9 protein-coding genes are annotated in these 9,260 nt (G+C 33.6%); 4 read left to right on the forward strand and 5 right to left on the reverse strand.

Annotated elements, in window-relative coordinates; genetic code table 11:
• Positions 1–248: 248 nt before the first annotated feature.
• The 4 genes from L1283_RS26685 to L1283_RS26700 form a co-directional block, all read right to left on the reverse strand.
• Entirely contained in the window at positions 249–677 is a 429-nt protein-coding gene (locus L1283_RS26685; RefSeq protein WP_286850808.1) for a hypothetical protein, read from the reverse strand.
• A gap of 300 nt (positions 678–977) precedes the next feature.
• Positions 978–1,913: a toprim domain-containing protein gene (locus tag L1283_RS26690; protein ID WP_286850809.1), complete on the reverse strand. Its 936-nt coding sequence runs from the start codon at positions 1,911–1,913 to the stop codon at positions 978–980.
• A 13-nt stretch (positions 1,914–1,926) separates the two neighbouring features.
• Positions 1,927–2,790 carry a hypothetical protein gene (locus L1283_RS26695; RefSeq protein WP_286737010.1) on the reverse strand — a complete coding sequence of 288 codons (864 nt, stop codon included), beginning with the start codon at positions 2,788–2,790 and terminating at the stop codon, positions 1,927–1,929.
• Positions 2,791–3,097: 307 nt separating this feature from the next.
• Entirely contained in the window at positions 3,098–3,343 is a 246-nt protein-coding gene (locus L1283_RS26700; RefSeq protein WP_286737008.1) for a hypothetical protein, read from the reverse strand.
• Between the two features lie 296 nt (positions 3,344–3,639).
• Here L1283_RS26700 and L1283_RS26705 point away from each other — a divergent pair, with 296 nt between their 5' ends.
• Positions 3,640–3,858: a hypothetical protein gene (locus L1283_RS26705; RefSeq protein ID WP_286737006.1), complete on the forward strand. Its 219-nt coding sequence runs from the start codon at positions 3,640–3,642 to the stop codon at positions 3,856–3,858.
• Here the strand turns inward: L1283_RS26705 and L1283_RS26710 are convergent.
• Complete coding sequence (locus tag L1283_RS26710) at positions 3,853–5,055, reverse strand: hypothetical protein (RefSeq protein WP_286737005.1); 1,203 nt, start codon at positions 5,053–5,055, stop codon at positions 3,853–3,855. The two genes, L1283_RS26705 and L1283_RS26710, sit on opposite strands and share 6 nt — an antisense overlap.
• 606 nt (positions 5,056–5,661) lie before the next feature.
• On the opposite strand from L1283_RS26710, the gene L1283_RS26715 reads away from it, so the two are divergent.
• The 3 genes from L1283_RS26715 to L1283_RS26725 are packed head-to-tail and all read left to right on the forward strand — an operon-like array spanning position 5,662 to position 9,198.
• A complete protein-coding gene (locus L1283_RS26715) occupies positions 5,662–5,811 on the forward strand; it encodes a hypothetical protein (protein ID WP_286737003.1) in 150 nt (49 codons plus the stop codon).
• A 23-nt stretch (positions 5,812–5,834) separates the two neighbouring features.
• Complete coding sequence (locus L1283_RS26720) at positions 5,835–6,221, forward strand: hypothetical protein (RefSeq protein ID WP_286737002.1); 387 nt, start codon at positions 5,835–5,837, stop codon at positions 6,219–6,221.
• Entirely contained in the window at positions 6,214–9,198 is a 2,985-nt protein-coding gene (locus tag L1283_RS26725) for a lantibiotic dehydratase (protein ID WP_429626701.1), read from the forward strand. Before L1283_RS26720 ends, L1283_RS26725 begins: the two co-directional genes overlap by 8 nt.
• Positions 9,199–9,260: the final 62 nt, after the last annotated feature.

Raw genomic sequence — 9,260 nt, forward strand, 5'->3', positions numbered from 1 at the left:
GGCTGCCGTGTTTTTTTAACATAGTGTTTGGATTAGATTTAGGAAAAGTGCCCCTAGAACAAGGGGGCAAGATTTAGAAAAGAGAAAAATGGAGTTGCGACATTTTTCCTTCCCTGGTCCTTGTCAACCTAAAAGGGTGATAAGATTCAGGGCAAGTTCGTTTTTGTGGGTACAAGGTCAGCAGAGCGAAATTTGTACGTACAAAGACACAACTTGCCCAAAACAAAACAAGAAACAGTGGGGGTATTTTATCGACGGCGAAAGCCTTTCAGAGGATCAAGTAGATCAAATTTTAATCTGGGTTTTGGGAATAGGCCCGGAATAAGTGCGGAACTTGGCAAGTCCCTATTATTTGTAAAATTCCGATACTGTATAGGTTGGTTGCCGGCACTCGAAGCTGCCAACCTGGCAATTCTAATTCCGGTTCCAATTCCATCCCTGATATAAAATTTACAGTTGATGGGCTGTTTAAAACGGTTTGAAACAATAGAAGTTTCCAGATAATATTTATCTATATTATTCCCAGATCCATCCAGATCTGAATAGAGTAGATTTAGGCAATGCGCCAGATCTTTATTTTTACAAAGTGGAATATGATTATTTTTGATTAAACTAAATGGTCCTAAGTATCTTTTGTCGTTCATCAGACGGACAAAGGATTTAATTGCATCTTCCATATCTTTTCTTTTTGTTCTTAATTTATATCCTTAGGTCAGTTTATCTGAATATAAATAGATTTATATAATTAATCAGCCTGATAAAAGAATATCTGTCTAGGTGTATATATGGTCATATACATATTGGGAAATGTATATTAACCTATCCCAGAATATCCATCTATTGAACTATATAATGGAATAGATATTTCTTTAATGATATTACCAGATAGTTGTACATACTGAATACGATATAGCTGGATACATAGACATTCAAATCATTGGATATACAGAAATCGGATTATTTGTTACTATAAATAGTTATCTATTTTTACGGCTATAGTGATACTTCAAAGAGTCCATTAACATTTCGTTGTAATCCTTATACCCCGAATAAATATTTGCCCGGTCATTCGCATAAGGGTAAGATACCTTTATAGTAGAGGTACATTGTTTCCCTACTTCATCATTATCCAGATAAAGATCTATCTGATTGAATTCACTGATACGATCGGTAGCACGTTTGACCAGAGAAACCGAGTTAAGCACCATAACAGTTGGTAGATTTTCTTTTTTTGTCAATTTTAGCCAGCTTAAAAAATCAAAAAAACCTTCAAATATCGCAAGATGATCTTCTTTGCCCCGTATAATTGAAATATCTTTATTTCCGATACTGGCTTTGAATCCTTTCGGGCTGGATATTTCCCAATTGTCCTTTTCATTTTTCCAACCTATCGCATAAAATAATTTCGTAGGATCGGAATAGAATTTATTACTGTAATAAACTTCCCATAATAGTCCGTTGGCTACAGAATCTACTCCCCGTTCCTGTAGGTACCTGGAAAGAACATAATTTCTACCCAATTGCTGGCTGTGTGAAAATTCGAGGATATTATCTGTTTCCCGATCAGCAGCTTTACTGGAGTCAAAGACTGGAATTTCGGCTTTTTCAAAATGGTCAAAAGTGTATTGGATCTTTTGTAAAATTTCAAAATAAGATTGGTTCGGCCAATAAGCCATCGCAAGTTGGACAATGCCACCGCCATGAATTCCTGTATGATTAGCACCACCATGATCCATCCATTTCCCCCCTTCGTCCCATACAGTTAAGGACGGAGTGTTTTTTCCTGTTTCCCGGAGCATACTATGGTAAAAAAATTCCCTGCCAGATTTTTTGACAGGGAAGTATCCCAATCGGCCAAGAAAATCCACAATGGACAACCCTTCGACACTTTTTCGGTCGATATAATTTGTCATTAAAAAGATTGATTTATAGTGGAAGAAAAATACAATTTGGCAAGCTACCCTGTACTTCTATTTTAGCCTCTTTATAACCGTCCCGTTTTTCATTCAAATAGAATCTTACGTTGTCATATTTACTGGCTCTTCTGATTGCGGCGGAAATGAATTGTGGAGAATTAAGTACTAGAATGGAAGAATAGAGTGCATACAATTGATCCCTGTGTTTTAGGTAGTCGGTAAACTCCTGGAAGATGGTTATATTTCTAGTCGATGCCTGAAAAATGCTCATCCCTTTAGGCCCAATACATAACCTAAAGTTTTTTGCATATACTTCCCATCCGCCATTTTCATTAGGCCAGCCTGCTGCGCAAAAATCTCTTCTCTTGCCCATCTGATCAATAACATAATAATGAACCTCGACAAGATTGGAGTCCGCAAATTCCCAAAGGTTAGATTCGTTCAGGAAATCGAAGACTTCACCTGAAAATTCTAACTTTCTAATTCGATCAACTTGATAGTGGGGCAATTTTATGGGTTTGCGTTTCCTTCTCGGTTTTTCTTTTATCGGAAATAAATGATGGTATTTAAAAGTCTCAGAAATAGAAGCCAATTTTTCATTAATCTCATTTGCTTCCAATGTTGGCCAATAATGCTTAGCAAAATCAACGATATTACCTCCTTTGCCCAACGTCTTATCAAACCAGGCATCTAGTGCATGATCTAACCTGAAGCCCTTTGGAATAAATTTGGCTGCTTTAAAAATATTAGAATAAAAACTTTCTTTATCGTTTGATTCGATGGGTTTAAAACCAAGATGATTCAATAAAGATTTGATGGATAAAAAATGATTAGGGGACATACCCTCATCTTGGGTATTTGTTTTTTCTGTCATATCTAAAGGTTTAAGATTTCTAAAAAAATGGAAAGATTGTCTATGGATTCAATCTAGAACCGGCATTGGGTAACGAGCCCAAAAGATTCATTCATGCCGGCTTGTGTTTTTTTCGGGACTACTCACGTCAGTCTGTACAGACCGGGCCGCCAATTGCCTGCCTATGCGTTCTCAGAAAAACGGTCAACTAGAGTTAGCTACTGTTTCTTTCGCATAATTTCCTTTTTTATCAGGATAATGCTTCATCCCCATACGTCAAAGAACAATATCGTCCTGCCCTCGCGGTGGACTATTTACCTCTCATTGCTTACAAGTCGGTTTTGTGAAAGCAGGGGACAAATGAGTCCGGCTGCACATTGTTCGATAAGTTTTTGGAAGTTGTTTTAGAGATAGGAATTAGGCTTTCTTGGATCAATACATCGCCATTGGGTCTTCTATTATTAAGCTGGATATTAATACTAAGGCCAAGTTTTGAACCTATCGTTTCCCAAGCTTTTGCAAAGGATTCGGCAACTGATCCTGATGAAAAAAAAGATAGCACATTCGTTCTCATAACTTCATGGATTTATTGTTCCATTGGTTGCAAAGCACGAAAAATGAGCAAGGCAGAAACAGTGAAAGGGGGTGAAAAGAATCTTTTCACCCCCTCTTAAAAAACTCTGTTAGAATACCATCAATGCAGGTTTTATAACAAAAGAAGAAATCGGAATATTATTAAAATTTTGATAAGTAGTTATATTGCTACAATGAATAAACCGCATTAAATGGAGATTGCCTATATTTATAACTGAACTAATAAAGTATGCACAAACAAGACTTTTTGTGATTGGTATTTCTTAATTTAGAGTTATGACTACGCCAAAAATTAGCCTTTCTTCTTTTGATCTCGATAGTGATTTTTTATTTCGTGCTCATACCTTAGGTATAACTACCATTGAAGATATCATGAATGTTAATCTCCCGAACTTACGCAAAAACGAAAATTTCAATTACAATTGGTATTTTGAATTATTACAATTTTTGGAAAGTCAGGGATTGATGAATCAATTTGTGCGAAGACAGTTATAAATCATTATAATTGGAGGTATTATAATTTTCATTTAGCCAGTTTACCATTCCGATTAAATGGCCTTTTATTTTTTTTGCTGTAGAAAACTCAACATCCAATGATTTCTTCTGTAAACTTTCGGCAGAAATAAAGCTGGTATTCGGTGTTCTGAAATGCTTCGCATAATAACTGAAAGTTTTACCGATGTCTTCTTTAGGAATAATTCCCCTCTCCATAAATAGACGTATAAAAAGTCCTATCTGTGGCACCGGCAGGTTTATTTGAGACCGGTCATTTTCCTCCCAAAGTTTAGAATCCAAAATTTCGGCCCTTCTTAACTCTATACGCTGTTTAATATTATCTTTTTTCTCTCTATAGAAAGCTTTAATTTGTTCCCTTATTGACTCATCTTCAATTTTAAATCGCCAGCTGCTTGAGAATGGAAGCTCATTTAACCTATCTTCCAATGATATCAGCAATTCCATCTGAAAATGAAGACTTGTGTTCTGAAGCATTGAGTTTGTACATTGTTTACCTAAGTAATTGAAATATTCAGGAGAATTAAAATCATATTGAATGAGAAGATCTTCTACACTTTCAGCTGTTGGATTCTCTATATTTAATAGCTTAGACAATAACATTTGTGCATATTTTAATTCTCCCCTTTTAATCTCTATTCTTTGTACTATGCTCAGCATACTAGATACTACCACCTGAATAAGAACAGAACTTAATGATGCTTTAACAAATCTTAGTTTAACAATTTCAACATTCTTCTTAAATAAGCCTTTCCCTATAAATGACGCATATTTTGTTAGTGGTAATTCTCGTAGTAACTTTTCATTTAGTTTCTCACAGTCATCTAATAGAGATTCTATGATTGACAATATTTGTAGATACAATTTGCGGATTTCATGCAGGTTCTCAATCATAATTTTAATCTTAGATACGTTGATTAAAAAAGAGTAAATTTTATCACTGGTCAATATGAGCTGTGATAATGCTGTTTTTGCCTTTTTGGTAGTGGTTCCAATAATTTCAGTAAAACTAGAAAGGAAATAGATCTTGTTAGATTTAAGAGAATTCAAAAATTCAGTTTGATCGGTCATACAATTTTTATGACCCAAATATTCTAGAGGACAAAATACTTCTTCAATTTTAAATAACCATTTACTAGTGGACCAATCCGAATATATAATTTCTTTAGCAAATTGCATAGGTTTAGAATTTGTTAGTCTGATATAATTGAGTATTCGATTTAAGATAACCTTCCTAATTTTTATGGGTTAATGCTTTTCGGGAAGATTTTTTTAACATGAATAAGATTTGCCACTATTGAAGGCTGATCTCATTTTAATTAATCTTTATCAATAAAGTTGGCTTCTAGGTCTATAAACACAGAAAAATGTCAACCTCATATTTTAGAAATCGACATTAATATTCCCGTTATATAAACCGTTATTGATTCTTGCCATACTACTTCGAATACCCTAGTTCTTGGTTACTATGATCTTAAGGTACATGGATATAAGATTCTATATGATGAATTAATCCGCTTCCATTTCATTGTCAATTATTATAATACATAAAGGGTCACGAACCAACTTTTCTCGTCAAACTCAATTTTCACCTATCCAAAACAATGGAATTACTCGACAAACTGGAAAAATATAGAATAAGTGCCCTTAAAGCCTATAAAACAAAGAAATAGGGTAAAATAGGTAGTTCATAATGGTCAAACACGAGTTTGACGAGAATATTTTTTTTGAGTGGATAGTAGGCAGATTTTAGTGAAAAATATTAGTCACTAAACAATAAAAATTATGGAACTATCTAATTCAGAAATTGAACAATTATTAAAAATCGAAAAGGAAATTATCGGAAGTGCGGATTATTCAAATAGTACAGGTAAAGGAATTTTTGACGAGACTGAACAAACTGGTACAGTCACAATGACAACTTCCTATTCATAAATGATTATTTATTAAAATTTAACATGATGGAGAATGGTTTTTCATGTATACTTATTGAAGATGAAGCATTAGCGATTGAGATGCTACAAGACTATATTAGTCGTAGGAATGATCTAATCCTTTTGGGAACTGCTATAGAGCGATCAGAAATCCAAAGTCTACTGAGAATTTGTTCTCCTACAATAATTTTCCTTGATTTAGTTATACCTTATGGAGATAAAAATGATTTCAATTATTCAAAATTTCCAGAGTCCTCAATTTTTGTTATAATTTCTGCTACACCAATAAGCCACTATAATGGAGAAATTCCCAATGGGGAAATACATGAACTATTGAAGCCGATTTCTTTCGAAGATTTCAATAAATGTATAGACAAAATTTTAAGAAATATTAAGGTAACTAATGTATAGGCTTGTAAAACCTGCAGATTTCTTTATAATTAGAAACCCAAGATTGTCAATTAGCTTTTTCGATAGAGTGAATAATTGCAAGACTGAATTGGAATTTTGGGATTTTATCGTTGAATTTTTCAAAGATCCACAGTTGCTTGATGCAATTGCTATAGCCAGTCAAGACCTTTTCAATCAATTAGAAACATTATTAAATAAACCCTTTACACAGGAAACTAGGAATATATTGCCGTCAATATATAAATACCTCAGTAGAATGTCTAACCGCCCTACTCCATTTGGAAAGTTTTCATCTATTTCAATCGGGAATATTTCAAATGTAAATACCAAACTTGTTTTAAATAACAAGTTTCTTTCTAAATACCGCTTGGATTATGCGAGCCAGGAAATAATAAATAAACAGTTATTAAACGATGAAATTACGATTGAGAATATAATCTTTTATCCAAATTCAACGCTCATCAATAATGGCGACAACTTCTCATACATCGAATATACAGAGCATTTTTCTGACAGAAAATTTAACTGGTCGAGGATTAACTCAAACATTTTAATTAATACAGTAATTGCCAATACGAGCAAAGGGCAAACAATCAAACAAATAATAAATTCTATCGGACAGTTTGGGGTAACAGAAATTCAGGCTAGAAAATTCATATTTGAGCTAATCGAGCATAAAATTCTCATACCAGAAACTGATCCTATTACTACAGTTGATAGCTTAGATCATTTTTTCAATAGAGCCCTTAATATATCTAAGGGAACAAATTTTTATAATAGTATTATTGAACTTTCGGAAATTTTAGCGTACAGTGAGTCAGAGGGAATCAGCTCATCGAAATATATTATCAAGGAAGCTTTTTCGAGTTTATTTCACAAAGATCCCAAAAATTTGTTCCAAGTGGATTCAATGAGAAAAATGACCGAAGGCAATCTAAATAATATCGAAATTTCAATTATAATTCGCGAGATTTTCGAATTAATACACTTAAATCATAATAAAGAAGCTGACGATCTACAACTTTTCACAAAGAAATTTTACTCACGATATGGAGATCAGGAAATTCCCTTGATGGAGGCTTTAGATTTTGAACAAGGTATTGGATATGGTACCCAAGCCTCAATTTTAGAAAGAGAACTCCCACTGCTAAATGGACTAACTGGCAGTCAAACAAACAATCTCCCCGATTATTCTGCATTTGTTGAATCAATTGTAGAAAAGTATTCTGAAAAGCCAGATTATAGTAAACGTTCAATAGAACTGAAAGAAAAAGACTTTGAGATATTTGGGACGAAGAATAATTCAGAAAAAAACAAGTTACCCCTTGGCTTATATATATTCGGAAACCTATTAGAAACAAAATCTGATATTAAGGATTTCAGATTTCATTTAAAAGGTTGTGGAGGCTCATCGTCTTTACCGTTGCTCACCCGTTTTTCATATCTTGATGAGACACTAAAGACCAAACTTTTAAAGCTTGCACGAGAAGAACAAAACCAATTAAATGAAACTATTCTGGCAGAGATCGTATTTTATCCTAAATCCAATGCCGGAAACATTCTTGCAAGGCCAAGTTTATACGAATATGAAATTCCTATTATTGGTCAAGCTGCCGTTGATAAGGATCATACAATACTATTAAGTGATATATATTTAAAAATAGTAAACGGAAAGGTAATTTTAAGATCAAAAAATCTAAACAAACGTATACTTCCTAGACTCAGCAGCGCGCATAACTTCCATTATGGAATGACTATTTATAGATTTTTATGTGATGTTCAACAACAAGAAAATTCCATTAAAATCTCTTGGGATTGGCATCCAAATACAAAAAAAAATTTCTTTCCCAGAATATGCTATAAGCATCTTATTCTTTCCCGTGCCGAATGGCATATCCCAAATATAGAATTTAGGACTTTGAATCTTAGGGATGCTAATGAAAAAATCGAATATTTTATAAAAAAATACCAGCTTCCTACAAAAGTTTTAATCGCCAATGGAGACAATGAAGTTTTAATTGATCTAGGTAACGAAATCGGGAAACAGATCTTTTTAAAAGAATTGAATCATAAGGATCTAAGGCTAATTGAAAATATTTATGATGAATTTAGTAGTCCAGTTGTTAATTCTGACGGCGAAGTATTGTCCAATGAAGTGATTATTCCAATTATTGGAAATTCCACTAGAGGTTCCTCTTCCCTGCCTATTCAGTCCGAAAGTAATATTAAGCGAACATTTGTTCCGGGAAGCGAATGGCTATATCTCAAAATTTATTGTGGTGAAAGAGAAAGCGATAGGATCATTCAAGAAGAATTGCAACGGATAGTTCAAGGGCTAAAGCAACATGATAAAATTCAAAAATGGTTTTATATCAGATATGCCGATCCAGAACCGCATCTCCGCGTACGATTTCAATTAAATGGAGAATTGGAAAGTACATTTTTAATAGTCTCGAAAAGTATCAACAATATCTTGGAGCCATTAATTAAAAGTCGCCGCATTTCAAAGTTCATGCTTGATACTTATGAACGGGAACTTGAACGTTATGGTTTCTCAAACATTGAAAATTGCGAATCTATATTCCACTTAGAGAGTGAAACGATTACCAAATTATTACCCTATATTAAACGTGAAGGTGAAAGCCTTAGATGGAAGCTGGCATTAGGAATGACTATGAACCTTCTTTCAGCATTCAATTATACAATTGCTGAACAAATATCATTGCTTAATTTATGGAGAGACAGTTTTCTTGAAGAATTTGGCACTGTACCAAAATTAAAGTACAAACTGGATAAAAATTTCCGGGAAAAGAAGGATGAGATTTCTTCATTTATGAAAATAGAGAACATTAATTACGGCTCGATACTCAAAGAATATAAGGACCAAATGACTTTAATCGCAGATCAATGCAATAAGAATAAAGATTTTCAAATGATGACCGTTAGGGAGTGTAACTCAAACTGTGTCATTGGATAATTAACCAAAATCTAAAAGCCTCTATCAAGTTTGAGCCTATCCCCAAATTTAATGTAAAGTTG

This window comes from Sphingobacterium sp. HSC-15S19, from assembly GCF_050433745.1.
GTDB classification, from domain to species: Bacteria; Bacteroidota; Bacteroidia; order Sphingobacteriales; family Sphingobacteriaceae; genus Sphingobacterium; species Sphingobacterium siyangense.